This is a genomic window from Microcella alkalica (assembly GCF_014595885.1).
GTDB lineage: Bacteria > Actinomycetota > Actinomycetes > Actinomycetales > Microbacteriaceae > Microcella > Microcella alkaliphila_B.
Map to the genome: position 1 here is coordinate 214,072 of NZ_JABUKC010000002.1, position 16,291 is coordinate 230,362.

Genomic DNA, 16,291 nt, shown 5'->3' on the forward strand with positions numbered 1-16,291 from the left:
CGTCCGGTGGATCTGCTCCCCGCGGAAGACGACGAGGGGGACGCCCGGGCCTTCGTGATCGGTTCGATCGACGACGAGTACCGAAGCATTCGTAGCGACGTGCTCGGGTTGAAGCACGACCTACGCATCTCAAAGTCGATCCCGCTCACGCGGGCCTTATTTGTTGCAGAACGAGACATCTCGATCTTCCGCCGCATCGATGAACTTGTCCACAATCCGATCGTTATTGGTGGCCCGGACACGTCCGCGGTTCCCGAGGCCGAGTTCCGCAGGCTCCTGCACACATTCCCGACCACTACCGAGATGAAGCTTTACGCCTGGACGAGGATCACGCGGGTGCTTCGCGAGTACATGGAGACCATGACAGACGCGGAGCAGCGTCTCACCGCCTACATGGCACGACGAGCGAGGTCGGAGTCGAAGCCCCAGGATCAGCCCGGTGCGCGGATCCCCGTCGTGAACGAGCTTGAACTCGCGAAGTTCGAGTTCGTCAGGGACCGGCTGACCGAGATGTTGCGCGAGGCTGAGGTGTACTCCGAGGCCGAATGGCAGGCAACGGTCGCCGATCTCTTCCTCCTCATTTTCCCGCAGTACGTGGCGGTCCTTCGCAACGTACGTGTCAAGGAGCGGTACTCCAACCCAGGCGGGTCGACTAATCGGTTCATTGATCTTCTTCTGGTGGGGGCCAATGGAACCGTCGACGTGATCGAAATCAAGAAGCCGTTCGAACGCGGTCTCGTCTCGAAAGGCCGATACCGAGACAACCACGTGCCCGTCCGCGAACTCACGGGGTCGATCATCCAGGCGGAAAAGTACCTGTTCTACCTCAGTAAGGCGGGCCGTGATGGCGAGATCGCCATTACGGCGGCCCACTCTAAGGACCTCCCGAGCGGGATCGAGATCAGCATCTCGAACACGAAGGCGTTCATCTTGGCTGGGCGCGACAGCAACTTGTCCAGCAGGGAGCGATTCGATCTGGAGTTCGCTCGTCGCGCGTACTCGAATGTGACGGACATCATCTCGTACGACGACCTTCTCCGAAGGGTGGAGAACATCATTGCGTCTCTGACGAAGCGAACGGAGAGTGCAGCTAGCCGCGTCGCCCTCGAAGATCCGGTGATCGCATGAGTGAGATTGCTGGCGTCAGGGAACACATCGTGCGCCGCTTTGCCGCACAGCGCGTGGTGTTTTGGCACGACCCCGAAGGCGAGTACGCCGAAGACCTCGAACAGCTCGACCTTCCCGGAGTCTTACTCGTCCGACTGCGGAACGATGAGTACGGCGTCAAGAACCGGCTGCTGCACGAGGAGCCAACGGGCAAGTTCCTCGTATACCGAGAGGGTGCCTCGCCGACCGGTGTCGCCAACTGGCTGCTTGACTTCGAACTCGCTTACGGGGTCTTCACCGCTGACCGCACCTCCCTCATTCAGAATGATCTCGGCCTCACGGCTGTCGGGATCGATGAGGTACTCCGTTCCCACGAGAAGTTTTTCCGTGCCGCCAAACGGAGGCAGGCACTCAAGGCGCTTCTGGAGCCCGACGACAGCCCGGACCGGCTTCGCGCGAAGATGACCGCTGTGCTTCTCGGTCAGCAGGAGCACAGCCTGCTTGAACTGACCCGCACGCTCCTCATTGAGAACGCGGCGGGTGGTACTGCCAAGTTCAAAGCGGTGGCGGACCAACAGCTCGACGAGTTCTACTGGGGCGGCATCGCGAGGATCTACGGGTACACGTCGTCGGCCCCGAGCATCGGTGACTTCGTGCTCTGGATGTTCCAGCAGGCGATCGGCGGCTTCCGCAGCGATCGCCCGGGCGGTCTGCGCAACATCCAGCTCGATTTCAACAGTCTGCGCTTCGACCTGCGTAGCCAGGGCGCACTCGCAACACTCGCCAAGCGGGTTGCATCGAGCATCAGCTACGCGAGCACGATCGAGAACGCCAACTTCCGCGACCTCGTCGGCAACGACATCTTCGAGGAGGTTGACCAGAAGATCATCAGCGACCTCGCGCGCGAAGTGGCCGCCCGCACCGTGACCGCCCGCGAGGTGTCCGACGTGGTCCGCAAGCGCAAGAGCAGCATCTGGGCCGAGGGATACCGGAAGCTCTACGCCGCGATCGAGAGTGGCTCTGAACTGCTGAACGAACTCTCGACGCTCGCGATGACCATCAGCTCGTTCGATGACGGGCTCGACCGGTATCGACGCCAGTGGTATCGGATCGACCAGCTCTACAGGCGGTTCGTCTACGCCGCGCGAACTTCGGAGAATCCGAAGCCGCTGGAGGACCTGCGAGGCGAGGTGGAGAAGTTCTATGCGAACAAGTTCCTGTTCGAGCTGGGCAACGCTTGGCAGCCTCACGTCGACGCGGCTGACAAGTGGCGGTCAGTCGTGCTGCGTCCGCAGACCGCGTTCTACTCCGAGCACGTCGCGCCGATTACGAAGGGCGGCAGGAACAAGGCAGTCGTGATCATCTCCGATGCCCTCCGCTACGAAGTCGCCGACGAACTCGGCACCCGCATCCGCCAGGAAGACCGCTTCGACGCCGATCTCGACGCTGTGCTAGGCGTACTCCCCAGCTACACGCAACTCGGCATGGCCGCTCTCTTGCCGCACAGCAAGATCGGCCACTCCAAGGACGGCGATCCGGTGCTTGTCGACGGGCAGCGCACCGACGGCTCGGCGAACCGCACGAAGGTGCTGAGCGCTGTCGGCGGCAAGGCAATCCAGGTCGAGGATGTGCTCTCACTGTCACGGGACGAGTTGCGCGACCTCTACACCCAGCACCAGGTGCTGTACCTCTACCACAACCGCATCGACGCGACAGGTGACAAAGCGGGCACGGAGCGGCAGGTCTTCGAGGCCGCGGAGGACACGCTGCGAGAACTCGTCGACCTGGTGAAGCGACTGACCAACGCCAACGCGACGAATATCCTCATCACCGCCGACCACGGCTTCCTCTTCCAAGACACTGCGCTGGCTGACGCCTTCTACCTCTCCACGCTGCCGCAAGGCGACGAGATCGTCACGACGAACCGGCGTTACGTGCTGGGGCGTGGCATGAGGCAGGACGCCGCGTTCCACACGTTCGAGCCTGCGCAGGTCGGGCTGGACAGCGACCTCGAGGTACAGATCCCGAAGTCCATCCACCGGCTGCGTCTCCCTGGTGCAGGGTCTCGGTTCGTCCACGGTGGGGCATCCCTCCAGGAGGTCGTCGTGCCGGTGCTGACAATCAACAAGAAGCGCCGCAGCGACACCCGACTCGTCCACATCGAGGTGCTGCCCGAGTCGGACAAGATCACCACAGGTCAGCTCGTCGTGAAGTTGTTCCAGTCGGAGCCGGTCAGCGAGAAGGTGCAGCCGCGCACCGTCCGAGCTGGCTTGTACGTCGGCGAGACACTGATCTCGAACCAGCCGGAGCTGACCTTCGACCAGGAGTCGAGCGACAAGCGCGACCGCTACCAGAACGCCAACATGCTGCTCAGCCAGGATGCCAACGACTTCAATAACCGCTCCGTGGAGTTCCGCCTCGAAGAGCGCATCCCCAACACCAACCAGTGGCGCACTTATCAAAAGGCGCTCTACACGCTCCGGCGGTCATTCGCCTCGGACTTCGACTTCTAGGGAGGGATCGATGAGTCTCGACAGCACCACCAACGCAGAGGAAGGGGCCGCGGCTGACGCGCCTTCTGCGCAGTCTGACCTCGACCGCAAGATCAACCGACTCTTCCCCGGCGTTGTGGTCCGTAAGGACCTCGTGAAGGCGGTCAAAGGCAACGCGATCGTGCCCTCGTATGTGCTGGAGTACCTGCTTGGCCAATACGCCGCATCTGACGACGAGGCGACGATCCAGGCTGGAATCGACGCAGTGCGCAAGATCCTCGCGGATCACTACGTCCACCGGAATCAATCCGAGCTGGTGAAGTCGACGATCCGGGAGCGCGGGCGTCACCGCATCATTGACAAGGTCGCGGTCACGCTCAACGAGAAGGACGACGCCTATCAGGCGGAGTTCGCCAACCTCGGCATCAAGGGCGTGCTCGTCGAACCTGCCACCATCAAGGCGCACCCGAAACTCCTCACGGGCGGCGTGTGGTGCATCTGCGACATCGAGTACGTCCACAGCGAGGACCAGCGCGTCGTCCCGTGGATTCTGGGCTCCATCAAGCCCATCCAGCTTTCGAACTTCGACTTCGAGGGCTACCTCGCTGCACGGCGCGAGTTCACCACGGACGAGTGGATCGACCTGCTCATCCAGTCGATCGGCTTCAACCCCGACCTATTCGGCCGGCGTGCGAAGCTGATCCAACTCGCGCGCCTGATCCCGTTCGTCGAGCGCAACTACAACCTTGTCGAGCTGGGGCCGAAGGGCACCGGAAAGTCGCACATCTTCTCGGAGTTCTCGCCACACGGCATGCTCATCTCCGGCGGGGAGGTCACTGTTCCGAAACTGTTCGTCAATAACTCGAACGGCCGCATCGGCCTGGTCGGCTACTGGGATGTCGTCGCCTTCGACGAGTTCGCGGGTAAAAAGAAGCGCGCGGACAAGGCGCTGGTCGACATCATGAAGAACTACATGGCGAACAAGTCCTTCTCCCGCGGGGTCGAAACCCTTGGCGCCGAGGCGTCGATGGTCTTCGTCGGCAACACCTCGCACACCGTGCCCTACATGCTCAAGCACTCTGACCTGTTTGATGAGCTGCCCGAGAGCTACCACGACTCCGCGTACCTTGACCGGCTGCACCACTACATCCCGGGCTGGGAGGTTGACACTATCCGCGGCGAGATGTTCTCCGAAGGCTACGGATTCGTCGTCGACTACATTGCCGAGGTGCTTAAGTCGATGCGCACCGCCGACTATTCCGACCGTTACCAGCAGCAATTTACGCTGTCGCCTGACATCTCAACGCGCGACCGCGACGGTATCCACAAGACGTTCTCTGGGCTGATGAAGCTGCTCTATCCCCACGGCGAGGCGACGCGAGAAGAGATCGAGGAGAGCCTCCGCTTCGCAATTGAGGGCCGGAAGCGAGTCAAGGATCAGATCCTGCGCATCGACGCCACGATGGCCGACGTCAAGTTTGGGTTCACCGACAAGGCCGGAACCTGGTCGCCGGTGACGACACTCGAGGAGCAGGAATACCCGACGTACTACGACCAGCGGGCGGCCGTTACCCCCGAGGAGCCGGTAGGGAACGCTCGCGCGAACGCCGAGGTCGCTGCGCCAGTGGCTTTCGCGCCAGAATTGCAGGTTGTAGTTGAGCCTGCGCTGTTCGAAGGCCACCGCGAGTACCAGGAGAACCAGCGCGGCATCTCCTACGAGAAGATTCTGCTGCCGTACTTGCGGGGGGCTACGGAGATCACGATCATTGACCCGTACATCCGGCTGCCCCACCAGGGGCGGAACCTCGTCGACCTGCTCGCTCTTCTGGCGTCAGCGAAGGACGTGGCCGACGAGATCGGCGTCACGCTCGTGACCAAGGCCGAGACAGGTCAGTACGAGCAGGCTCACCTGCTGATGCTCAAGGACATCCAGGACAGCGCGTCCACCGCAGGGATCAACTTCACAGTGACCTGGGACGAGACGATCCACGACCGCTCGATTCGCGCCGACAACGGCTGGAGGATCCTCCTCGGCCGCGGCCTCGACATCTTCCAGAAGGGCTCAGGCAGCCAGTACGACATAGCCGCCCGCCGCCAAGAGTTCCGTCAGGTCGTCGCGTTCGGCGTGACCTACATCAACGAAGGTGTGGGGGTTTGATGGCTGCCGAGAATGCTGAGACCGTGCTGGAGGAGGCCGGACCGAAGGGGCTCTTCATCGTGGGTGGCACCGTAAAGGAGGTCATCACCACCTCGGAGCCGACTACCGTCCGCGACCATCTGAGTTCGTTGCTGCAGGTAAAAAACCTCGTTGTGCTTCTTGGCTCGGGTGCCTCTTTCCATCTCGGTTCCCCGAAGACAAGGGACCTAACGAACGAGCAAGTTCTCGATCTGATCAAGGATGCTGGAGGCGAGCCGACAGCTGAGGACAGGGAGCTCCTGGCCGCGATCAACCCGACCGACAGCGGCGATCTGGAGGCACTGCTGAACGGTCTCCAGCTTGCGGCATCTCTCGCGGCCCAGGCCGGGCAGGCTGCCGTAACTCTCGGCTCGGGTACTGCAGCCAAGTCCTACCCGAAGGTAGATGTCGACGGACTTCGACAGCGCATCAACCGGGCGCTCGCCGAAGCCTGCCGCCTGCCGAAGAACGGAAAGCACCTCGAGGCGCCGTTCGATGTCGACCCTTTCCACGCGCATCGAACCTTTTTGTCGCGCATCGTTCGCAGCAGACGGGCCAACCTTCCTCGTCCGCGGGTCTTCACCACAAACTATGACCTGGTCATCGAGAGCGCCCTCGATGAACTGGGCTACCCATACATCGACGGCTTCAGCGGGACTGTCGACCGCCGTCTCAACCTTGCTTTTTATGGGCTGGACTTCCATCGGGTCGAGACGACGACGCAGGCAGTGCTCGCCCGGGCAGAGGGCGCGCTCTACCTGCACAAAGTCCACGGCAGCCTCAACTGGCGGTCATCGAGTGGCCGCGATCGGTTAACTGGTCTTGAGTCCCTGGAGGTCAGGCAGAGTGATGCATCGGCTCAAGACGATGAGCTGGTGTTGATATATCCGACATCGGCTAAGGAGAGTGACACGCTCGCATACCCGTATTCGGACCTCCTTCGACTCTTGGGGGACGCAGTCCAGCAGGAGGACACGGCCGTGATCGTGGCAGGGTACGGGTTCGCCGATCCCCACATCAACCGCCTGCTGCTCCGTAGCCTCGCCACGAACTCCGCGCTGAACGTCCTCATCGCCGACCCGTTCGCGGTGCTCCAAGGCGCTGACATGGCTGGCCTCACCTCGGGCGCTCTTCAACAGCAGCTCGACGCTCTTGGAGTTGCGCCGAAACAGACCGCCATTGCAGCGCTTGCGAAGGCCGACGACTCGCGTATCGCGGTTCTCACGGGCGAGCACGGCAAGTTCACTCAGCTTGCCCGGCTCATGCCGGGCTCATCCCCGCAGGGAGAGACCCCAACGGCTGTGGCGACACTGATCGAGGCCCTCGAACAGGTAGCGCGCGGAAGCGCTCCTCCGCTCCCAGGGAGTGAACTCCTGTGACTGAAGCTGGTGAGATCGGACGTGTGATCGACGTCCGCAGCACAACACTTCGGGTTGCGCTGGATGTTGGATCGAAGGGGTTCACGAAGGTCGGCCCCGACGGGCTCCAGACCGTTGGAGTCGTGAACTCTTATATCACCGTGCCCGCAGGAGCGCACCGCGTCGTGGGCATCGTGAGCGGCGTATACATCAGTAGCCATCGAGAACAGAAGAGTCAATCGCCGCTGCTCAGCCAGGACGCGACAGCAACGTACGAACTCGAAGCAACGGTTGTTGGTCGGTTCGAGGGCAATATGTTCAAGTCGGGCCTGACCGGATACCCGCCGCTGCATGCTCCCGTGCACGCGGCGACGCCCAGCGAAGTGAAGAACATCTTCCTTCCGAAGGGTGGCCCTTCGCTCCGAATCGGAACATCGGCGGTAGCTGCCGAGCAGGCGGTTCATCTTGACGCGAATCTGCTCCTTGGCCATCACTGCGCTGTCGTTGGCTCTACTGGATCAGGTAAGTCGTGCACGGTGACAGCTGTCATCGACGGCCTGCTCGACCATGAGATCCCGAACGGGCATATCGTCATCTTCGACATCAACGGCGAATACGCGCACTCGTTCGCCGCCTCGACTTCGCGCGGCAAGAAGACGCGGCCGTTGGTCCTCGGCCCCCGGCCTGGCGTCGACTCTGGACTCTTCCTGCCGCACTGGTTCATGAACAACGAGGAGCACCTCAACCTCCTGCGCGCAAGCGAAGGCGTCCAAGCGCCAGTCCTCCAGCGCTCGATCGCGGACGCCCGTCTCGCGGGAAGCGTCAAGGGAACGGACGCCGACCAACTCGATAACGTTCGGACGACACTGGGGATTCTCGACGCGCTCGCCAAGAACACGATGAACTCGGAGGCGCCAGCGGCCAAGCAACTAAAATCCCTCGCCGCTGTGCTGACGAAGAACGCAAGCCGCGAGTCCCCGGTGAAGGCGCGTTGGGAGCGGATGGCGGAGGTCGTGCCCAAGGCCATCGCCAAGCTGGCACTCCGGGACAACGTCAACTACCAGGTGCTGACCGCTGAACACCGCGACCTGCTCGCCCGACTTGCGACCATCCTGAACGACGAGGTTACGGCCGCGCTGAACGATCTAGGCCTTGGTAGCGGCAGCGCAAGCGCGGACTTCGACGCCCCGGTGTACTACTCCCTCCAAGCACTGTGCGATCACTTCCTGCCGACCCGCATTCAGCTGGAGCAGGCCGTCGACAGCAGGATTGGCCAGTATGTTGCCACCCTTCAGATGCGTCTCAGTCGGTTGCTCGCGGACGGTAGGTACGACTTCATCACCAGGATCGAGCAACACGCTGATCCCTTGGGTTCCTATTTGAAGGTGCTCATGGGCGTTGATCCGACGGGCGGCGATGCAACTTCGGACTGGCCGGCAACGGCTCATCTCCACTCGCAGAGCGCGGCGCTTACCGCCGGGCCGTCGGTGACGATCTTCGACCTCAGTCTCGTTGCGAATGATGTGTTGGAGAATGTCACCGCACTACTCGGCCGCATCCTTTTCGATTTCGCAGTAAGAAGCCAGCCGCGTGCGGAGCATCCGCTCCTACTAGTGCTCGAAGAGGCTCACAGGTTCATCCCAGCACGACAAGGTCCGGCTGGCGGCTCAGGTCTTTCGGCATCGGTCTTTGAGCGCATCGCCAAGGAGGGCCGCAAATTCGGTCTCTCGCTGCTTCTCGCCAGTCAGCGCCCGAGCGAACTCAGCGAGACCGTAGTCGCACAGTGCGGCACCGTCATCGCCCACAGACTTACCCACGAGGCCGATCAGAGCCTGCTCAGGCATGCGACCGCCCTCAGTTCCCGCGCGTTGCTCGATCAATTGCCAAGTCTCGCTCAGCAGCACGCACTGGTGACGGGCGTCAGTACTGGAGTCCCCGTCGCCGTCCGGGTTCGTGACGTCGATGATCCGCCGAAGAGCGATGACCCCAACTTCATCAACACTTGGGGCAATACGGACAAGCTGGCCGATCTGCCAGGTCACATCGACCGAGTCGTGAAGGACTGGCAGGGGGATTTGACATGACTGTCCTGCGCACGAGGCTCACCGTCTCGCCCTCCGCGGACGTAGTCCGTCTCGGCTTCACTGAGCCGCGGCTCCTCACTATTGGCAAGGGCTAAGCGAGCCAACAGTCCTCACGCTGCTTACTCAAAACTCCCAACCCATCTCCGCGATCCGCTCCACCCGCTCGCTCGTGGGCGGATGGGTGCGCAGCAGCCTCCCGAGCCCGCTCGGGCCCACCGGGTCGACGATGAAGAGCTCGCGCACCTCCGAGACGGGGCGGGAGAGCATCCGCTGCTGGTGCTCGAGCTTCAGCAGGGCGCGGCTGAGGCCCTCCGGGTAGCGGGTGAGCTCGATGGCGCTCGCGTCGGCCAGGAACTCCCGGCGCCGCGACACGGCCGCGGTGATGAGCGGGCCGATGAGGAAGCCGACGATGCCGGCGGCGGCTCCGAGCATGAGCAGCAGCAGGCCGGCGAGGGCGCGCACGACGCCGAGCCCGAACGCGAACGGCGAGAACATGCTGCGCACCATCGCCCAGCCGAGCATGACGAGGGCTCCGGCGAGCTCGACGATCGAGCCCACGAGGGCGTAGGCGGTGAGGGTGACGCGGCCATCCTGGTTAACGATGTGCGACACCTCGTGGGCGATCACCGCCTCGAGCTCGGAGTCGTCGAGCAGCTCGAGCGCCCCGCGCGTCACGCCCACGACGGCGTCGCGCGGGGTGAGCGAGGCGGCGAACGCGTTGGGAGCATCCTCGGCGATGACGCCCACCCGCGGCATCGGGATGCCCGCCCGGATCGCCGTCGTCTCGACCGCCCGCCACAGCCGCGGCTCGTCGCTCTTCGACACGGTGACGAGGCCCACCGACTCGGCCGCCGAGCTCGCCGCCGTGCGCAACTGATGCCACACGTAGAGCGGGCATGCGATCACCAAGAGCACGAGCGGCCAATAGTGCTCGACCACCCACGACGCGAACAGACCGAGCGCGATCACCGCGAGGCAGAACAGGGCGATGAGCAGGATGCTCCACCGCTTGTTTCGCGCGATCTGGCGGTACATGGGGCGAATCTAGTGGGGTGCGGGCGGCATCGCCCGCGCGCGTCGAGCGCGCTCATCGTGCTTCGCGTGTGCCAGGGTCAGGGCATGTTCTCTGCCGATCTCTCGTATTTCCCGCTCGCGTTCATCCTGGTGTTCCTGCTGTACGCGGGCATCATCGCGCTGGGCTTCTGGGTGCTGTATCAGGTCATCTGGCGCGCGGTGCGGCGCGGGCTGCGCGAATACCACGGGCCTTCGCGCGGCTGACCCGTCGCCCCGACGATGTCGGTGGTCGACGCTAGCCTCAGCGCATGTTCCTGCTCGACGCGCCCGACGGCGGCCGCCTGCTCGTCACCTCGGCGAGCGATCTGACGAGCGCGGCCGGCTGCGAATTCGGCTTCGCCCGAGCGACGGATGCCCTGCTCGGCCGCATCGCACCCCTCGCCGAAACGCCCGACGCCATGATGCAGCGCACCATCCAGCTCGGCCACGCCCACGAGGCCCGGCTCGTCGAGCAGTATCGCGCGGCCGGATCGCTCGTCGACATCGCCCGCCCCGAGGGGCACAGCGTCGAGGCGTACCTCGACCGCCAGGCCGCGACCCTGGACGCGCTGCGCTCGGGCGTCGACATGGTCACGCAGGGCACCTTCTTCGACCCGCAGCACGGCGACGACATCGCGCCCGGCCTCGGGCTCGCCTTCGTCGGGTTCGCCGACTTCCTCGAGCGGCGCGACGCCGGCGACGGCACCGTCGCGTACCGCGTGCTCGACAGCAAGCTTGCGCGCCGCGCGAAGGTCACCGCACTGCTGCAGCTCGCCGCCTACGCCGACCAGCTGCAGCGGCTCGGCATCGCCGTCGACGCCGAGGTCGGCCTGATCCTCGGCGACGGCACCACGAGCATCCATCGCCTCGTCGACATCGCGCCCGTGCACCGCCGCCAGCGCGCCCGACTGCACGACCTGCTGCGCGCCCGCGCCGCCGCTAGCGACGCCATCACGTGGCGAGCCCCCGGCGTCACCCACTGCGGCACGTGCGTGTGGTGCGCCGCCGAGATCGCCGCACACGACGACGTCTGGCAGGTCGCCGGCCTGCGCGGCCAGCAGTGGAGCCGCCTCGGCGCCGCCGGCATCACCACCGTCGCCGAGCTCGCCGCCTCTACCGGCCCCATCGACGGGATGCCCTCCCGCACGCTCGACGGCCTTCGAGCCCAGGCGCGCCTGCAGGCCGCGGCCGCCGTCGCACCGGCCGGGGCCGCGCCCCCCGTCGAGCTCGTCGACCCCGCAGCGCTCACCGCGCTGCCCGCCTCGAGCCCCGGCGACCTCTACTTCGACTTCGAAGGCGACCCGCTCTACACCGAAGCCGGCAGCTGGGGTCTCGACTACCTGTTCGGCATGGTCGACCAGCACGACGAGTTCACCGCCTTCTGGGCCCACGACCTCGCCGCCGAGCGGCAGGCGCTCATCGATTTCCTCGACGACGTGCAGCGGCGCCGCGCCGAGCACCCCGACCTGCACATCTACCACTACGCGTCGTACGAGAAGACGCACCTGCGGCTGCTCGCCGCACGCCACGGTGTCGGCGAAGCCGCCGTCGACCAGCTGCTGCGCGACGGCGTGCTCGTCGACCTCTACACCGTCGTCAAGCGGGCATTCCGCATCGGCAGCCCCAGCTACTCCATCAAGAAGCTCGAACCGCTCTACTGGCCAGACAGCCGCGCCGGAGCCGCCGTCGCCGCCGGCGACGACTCCGTCGCCGAATACGTGCGCGCCCGCGACCTGCTGCAGACCGGCGACGCCGCCGACGCCGCCGACGCGCAGCGCATCCTCGACAACATCGGTGACTACAACCGCGCCGACTGCATCAGCACCCGCAAGCTCGCCGACTGGCTGCGCGCCTATCCCCGCCCCGACCAGCCCGGCGACGACGGCGGGGGAGACGATGGGCCGGGTGACACGCCTGACGGTGGGCCCGCCGGCACCGACGACGGCGTCAGTGACGACGACACTCTCACCGGCCCCGTCATCGAGGCCTCACCCCTGCACGACGCGCTCATCGCCCTCGCCGCCGGCCCCGACGGCGAGCACGTGCCCGACGCCGACCGCACCCCCGAGCAGCGGCTCTACCACTACGCCGCGGCCGCGATCGACTACCACCGCCGCGAGCACAAGACCTTCTGGTGGGAGCACTTCGACCGCCTCGCCAGCCCCCTCGCCGACTGGGAGGACACGCGCGACGTCTTCATCGTCGACCCGGATGCTCCGCATCAGCAGACCGACTGGAGCAAGACCGGCAAGCAGCGCTCCCTGCGCCGACAGCTGCGCCTCCGCGGGCAGTGGGCGCCCGGCAGTCGCCCCACCCCCGGAGGCCGCAGCGGCCCCTACGCCGTCTACGAGCATCCCGCCCCGCTGCCGCTCAACCCGCGCGACCCCGGCAGCCGCCCCGCCCGCAGCGTCACGCTCGAGCGCGTCGACGACGACGAGGTCGTCATCACCGAGACCCTCGCCACCGACCGCTCCGGCGCTCCCGTCGCCGAGTACGACGACATCCCCATCGCGCTCACCCCCGCGGCGCCGCCCGACCCCGGCAAGCAGAAGCCCGCCATCGAGGAGTGGGGGCAGCAGCTCGCGAACGCCGCCCCCGCGCTGCCGCGCGACGCCGCCGTCGACCTGCTGCTGCGCCGCCAGCCTGCCACCCGCAGCGGCCGCGGCCTCGCCCCCGTCGAGACCGCCGCCGACGCCGAGCCCGACCGCATCAGCGCCGTCGTCGCCAGCCTGCTCGACCTCGACCACTCCTACCTGGCCGTGCAGGGCCCGCCCGGCACCGGCAAGACCTACCTCGGCTCGCGCGTCATCGCCCGCCTCGTCGCCGAGCACGGCTGGCGCATCGGCGTCGTCGCGCAGGGCCACGCCACCGTCGAGCACATGCTCGACACCGTCGTCGCCGCGGGACTCCCGCCCACCCAGGTCGCCAAAGCCGCCCGACAGGGGGAGGAGCACGCCGAGAGCACCGCGCTACGGCAGTACACGGTGCTGCCCAATGGCTCCAAGTCGCTCGGCGCCTACACCGCCAGCCAGGCCGGCGGCTACGTCATCGGCGGCACCGCGTGGGATTTCAGTGACCCCGCCCGCGTCGGCCGCCGCGCGCTCGACCTGCTCGTCATCGACGAAGCCGGCCAGTTCTCGCTCGCCGCCACCATCGCCACCTCCGTCAGCGCCCGCAGCCTGCTGCTGCTCGGCGACCCCCAGCAGCTGCCCCAGGTCAGCCAGGGCAGCCACCCCGAGCCGATCGACGGCTCGGCCCTCAGCTACCTCAGCGACGGGCACGACGTGCTGCCCGCCGAACTCGGCTACTTCCTCGCCGAGACCCGCCGCGTGCACCCCGCCCTCGCCGCCGTCGTCAGCGACCTCTCGTACGAGGGTCGCCTGCACGCCCACCCCAGCGCCGCCCGCCGGCACCTCGACGGCCCCGCGCCCGGCCTGCACCCCGTCGCCGTCGCCCACGAAGGCAACGTCGTCGCCAGCCTCGAAGAGGCCGCCGCCGTCGTCGCGCTCGTCGACGAGCTGCTCGGCGCCGCCTGGCAGGACGGCGACCAGCCCGAGCGCCTCCTCGCCGACGACGACATCATCGTCGTCACCCCCTACAACGCCCAGGTGCACGAGCTGCGCGTCGCCCTCGACGCCGCCGGCCACCGCGGCACCCGCGTCGGCACCGTCGACAAGTTCCAAGGCCAGGAAGCCGTCATCGCCATAGTCAGCATGGCCACCTCCAGCCCCGGCGACGCACCCCGAGGCATGGAGTTCCTGCTCAACCGCAACCGACTCAACGTCGCCATCTCGCGCGCCCAATGGGCCGCCTACCTCGTGCACTCACCCGCCCTCACCGAGCACCTGCCCCACACGCCCACCGGCGTCGCCGAACTCAGCGCCTTCCTGCGGGTGCTGGAAGCGGGCAGCCCCGACGCCGGCGTCGGCCGAGGCTAGCCCTCGCGCGGCTCCGGTGCCGGCTCCGGCACCGGCCCCGGCACCGGCCCCGGCACCACCTCGGGCACCGACTCCGGTGCGCGACCCGAGACGAGCGCCTCGCGGTTCTGCGCGCGGCCCTGCGCGATGTGCGCGAGGCGGCGCAGCGTCTCACGATTGCGCACCCGCAGCAGAGCATCCGCCACCGCATCGGGCACCAGCCGCCCAGGGCCCCGCACCGCGAACTCGCGAAGGCGCACCACGCACGCGTCAACGCCGCGCGGCCGCACATCGAGCTCGACGCGCGCCTCGCCCAGCGGCCAGCCCGCCGGCTGCAGCACCGCCCTCCGCGGCGGATCCCACTCCAGCACCGTCGTCGCATCGTCCACCACCAGCGGCCACACGCCGAACGAGTGATGCAGCCGCGACCCCACCTGCGGCCACGCGCCGTCGACACCCCGCATGCGCGACGCGCCCACCACCCAGGTCGGGAACACCCACGCATCCGCCAGCACTGCGAACACTGCTTCGGGCGAGCACCGCATCACCGCCACGTTCACCGACATCACGAACCCCCCGGCGACCCCGTGCCCAGATACGGGTGCAGGTCGTACCCGAACTCGTGCCGCAGCGCCGACCGCGCCGCGTAGTAGCCGGCCAGACCGTGCACGCCCGGCCCTGGCGGCGTCGCCGACGAGCACAGGTACACGCCCGCAGCCGGGGTGCGCCACGGCTCGCGCGACAGCACCGGCCGCGCCACGAGCTGCGCGAGCGTCGGCTCGCCGACCGCGATGTCGCCGCCCAGGTAGTTGGCGTTCTGCTGCTGCATCTGCGCCGCCGTGCGGCTCGAGGATGCCCGGATCAGCTCCCGGAACCCCGGCGCGAACCGCTCGATCTGCGCCACGATCGCCTCCTCGCGGTCGACCGTCGACCCGTGCGGCACGTGCGTGTACGCCCACAGCGTGTGCTGCCCCTCCGGCGCGCGCGTCGGGTCGACGACGGTCGGCTGCGCGACGAGCACGTACGGGCTCTCCGGGTGCCGGCCCGCCTCGACCTCGGCCTCGCCCGCCGCGATCTCCTCGCGCGAGCCGCCCAGGTGCAGGGTCGGCGTGCGGCGCAGCTCCTCGTTGGCCCACGGCACCGGCCCGCTCAGCGCGAAGTCGACCTTCGCGACGCCGTTGCCGTACTCATAGCCCTCCAGCCGCTCGCGATAGCCCTTCGGCAGCCGGTCGCCGGCGATGCGCGAGAGGGCGCGCGGGCTCGTGTCGAACAGCACCGCGCGCGCGGCGGGCAGCTCGCGGATGTCGCCGACCTCCGCACCCGTGACGATCGAGCCGCCGTGGGCGCGCAGATCATCGGCGAGGGCATCCGTGATCGCCTGCGACCCGCCCTGCGGGATCGGCCAGCCGCGCGCGTGCGCCGTCGTGCCGAGCATGAGCGCCGCCGCCGACGTCGACAGGCTCGGCATCGGCCGGATCGAGTGCGCTGCGAGCCCCGACAGCATCGCCGGCGCGAGCTCGTCGGCGAAGCGCACGTTCCACGACGGCAGGCCCTGCTCGAGCGCCCGCAGCCCGAACCGCAGCAGCGTCACCGGATGCCGCGGCAGCTGCAGCAGCGGCGACCCCGTCAGCTGCGCGAGGCGGTGCGCGTTCTGCACGAGCGGCGCGAATAGCTGCCGCCACGCGGGGCCGTCGGCGCCGAGCGCCTCGACGGCGCGCTCCAGGTCACGGTAGGCGAGCCCCGCCCTGCCCCCATCGAGCGGATGTCCGTACGAGATCTCGGGGACGATGAGGCGGATGCGCTTGGCCAGCTCGAAGCGCCGGAAGAAGCCCGACGACAGCGCGAGCGGATGCACCGCCGAACCGAGGTCGTGTGTGAAGCCGGGGATCGTCAGCGCACCGCTGCGGGCGCCGCCGCCGATCGTCGACGCGCGCTCGAGCACGAGCACCTCCAGCCCCGCCCGGGCGAGCGTCACGGCCGCCGCGAGGCCGTTCGGCCCCGAGCCGACGACGATCGCGTCGGGGGTTCCGGAGGCCGAGCTCGAGCCGGTCGCGCGCGCATCGCTCATGCTTCGACCCTAGGCCCGGCACCCGAGCGCGGGGGA

At 67.0% G+C, this 16,291-nt stretch carries 10 protein-coding genes; 7 read left to right on the forward strand and 3 right to left on the reverse strand.

The window, feature by feature from the left end:
• Nucleotides 1-6: 6 nt before the first annotated feature.
• Genes ID804_RS05530 through ID804_RS05550 form a run of 5 tightly spaced genes read left to right on the forward strand, consistent with a single transcriptional unit; the run spans nt 7 to nt 9,217 of the window.
• Nucleotides 7-1,128, forward strand: coding sequence for a Shedu immune nuclease family protein (locus ID804_RS05530; protein WP_169077986.1), 1,122 nt, complete (start codon nt 7-9; stop codon nt 1,126-1,128).
• Nucleotides 1,125-3,620 (forward strand): BREX-1 system phosphatase PglZ type A, encoded by a 2,496-nt coding sequence (gene pglZ / locus ID804_RS05535; protein ID WP_169077987.1) that lies wholly within the window; start codon nt 1,125-1,127, stop codon nt 3,618-3,620. Before ID804_RS05530 ends, pglZ begins: the two co-directional genes overlap by 4 nt.
• 10 nt (nt 3,621-3,630) lie before the next feature.
• On the forward strand, nt 3,631-5,757 hold the full coding sequence (gene brxL / locus ID804_RS05540; RefSeq protein WP_169077988.1) for a BREX system Lon protease-like protein BrxL: 2,127 nt from the start codon (nt 3,631-3,633) through the stop codon (nt 5,755-5,757).
• The gene (locus ID804_RS05545; protein WP_169077989.1) at nt 5,757-7,154 is read left to right on the forward strand and encodes an SIR2 family protein; all 1,398 of its coding nucleotides are present in this window, start codon (nt 5,757-5,759) and stop codon (nt 7,152-7,154) included. The genes brxL and ID804_RS05545 overlap by 1 nt, the downstream gene beginning before the upstream one ends.
• Before the next feature lie 23 nt (nt 7,155-7,177).
• Nucleotides 7,178-9,217: an ATP-binding protein gene (locus ID804_RS05550; protein ID WP_169077990.1), complete on the forward strand. Its 2,040-nt coding sequence runs from the start codon at nt 7,178-7,180 to the stop codon at nt 9,215-9,217.
• 123 nt (nt 9,218-9,340) lie between these two features.
• Here ID804_RS05550 and ID804_RS05555 read toward each other — a convergent pair whose 3' ends face one another.
• Nucleotides 9,341-10,252: a M48 family metalloprotease gene (locus ID804_RS05555; RefSeq protein ID WP_169077991.1), complete on the reverse strand. Its 912-nt coding sequence runs from the start codon at nt 10,250-10,252 to the stop codon at nt 9,341-9,343.
• Nucleotides 10,253-10,336: 84 nt separating this feature from the next.
• Here ID804_RS05555 and ID804_RS05560 point away from each other — a divergent pair, with 84 nt between their 5' ends.
• Both ID804_RS05560 and ID804_RS05565 read left to right on the forward strand, forming a co-directional pair.
• Nucleotides 10,337-10,495: a hypothetical protein gene (locus tag ID804_RS05560; protein ID WP_169077992.1), complete on the forward strand. Its 159-nt coding sequence runs from the start codon at nt 10,337-10,339 to the stop codon at nt 10,493-10,495.
• A gap of 44 nt (nt 10,496-10,539) precedes the next feature.
• Nucleotides 10,540-14,208: a TM0106 family RecB-like putative nuclease gene (locus tag ID804_RS05565; protein WP_169077993.1), complete on the forward strand. Its 3,669-nt coding sequence runs from the start codon at nt 10,540-10,542 to the stop codon at nt 14,206-14,208.
• Here the strand turns inward: ID804_RS05565 and ID804_RS05570 are convergent.
• The gene (locus ID804_RS05570) at nt 14,205-14,753 is read right to left on the reverse strand and encodes an SRPBCC family protein (protein ID WP_169077994.1); all 549 of its coding nucleotides are present in this window, start codon (nt 14,751-14,753) and stop codon (nt 14,205-14,207) included. The genes ID804_RS05565 and ID804_RS05570 overlap by 4 nt on opposite strands.
• The gene (locus ID804_RS05575) at nt 14,753-16,255 is read right to left on the reverse strand and encodes a phytoene desaturase family protein (RefSeq protein ID WP_169077995.1); all 1,503 of its coding nucleotides are present in this window, start codon (nt 16,253-16,255) and stop codon (nt 14,753-14,755) included. The genes ID804_RS05570 and ID804_RS05575 overlap by 1 nt, the downstream gene beginning before the upstream one ends.
• Nucleotides 16,256-16,291: the final 36 nt, after the last annotated feature.

What these genes read in the sequence shown, in the direction of transcription:
- pglZ (WP_169077987.1), top strand. Translation starts at nt 1,125, where the DNA reads ATGAGTGAGATTGCTGGCGTCAGGGAACACATCGTGCGCCGCTTTGCC.
- brxL (WP_169077988.1), top strand. Translation starts at nt 3,631, where the DNA reads ATGAGTCTCGACAGCACCACCAACGCAGAGGAAGGGGCCGCGGCTGAC.
- ID804_RS05545 (WP_169077989.1), top strand. Translation starts at nt 5,757, where the DNA reads ATGGCTGCCGAGAATGCTGAGACCGTGCTGGAGGAGGCCGGACCGAAG.
- ID804_RS05555 (WP_169077991.1), bottom strand. Translation starts at nt 10,252, where the DNA reads ATGTACCGCCAGATCGCGCGAAACAAGCGGTGGAGCATCCTGCTCATC.
- ID804_RS05560 (WP_169077992.1), top strand. Translation starts at nt 10,337, where the DNA reads ATGTTCTCTGCCGATCTCTCGTATTTCCCGCTCGCGTTCATCCTGGTG.
- ID804_RS05565 (WP_169077993.1), top strand. Translation starts at nt 10,540, where the DNA reads ATGTTCCTGCTCGACGCGCCCGACGGCGGCCGCCTGCTCGTCACCTCG.
- ID804_RS05570 (WP_169077994.1), bottom strand. Translation starts at nt 14,753, where the DNA reads ATGTCGGTGAACGTGGCGGTGATGCGGTGCTCGCCCGAAGCAGTGTTC.
- ID804_RS05575 (WP_169077995.1), bottom strand. Translation starts at nt 16,255, where the DNA reads ATGAGCGATGCGCGCGCGACCGGCTCGAGCTCGGCCTCCGGAACCCCC.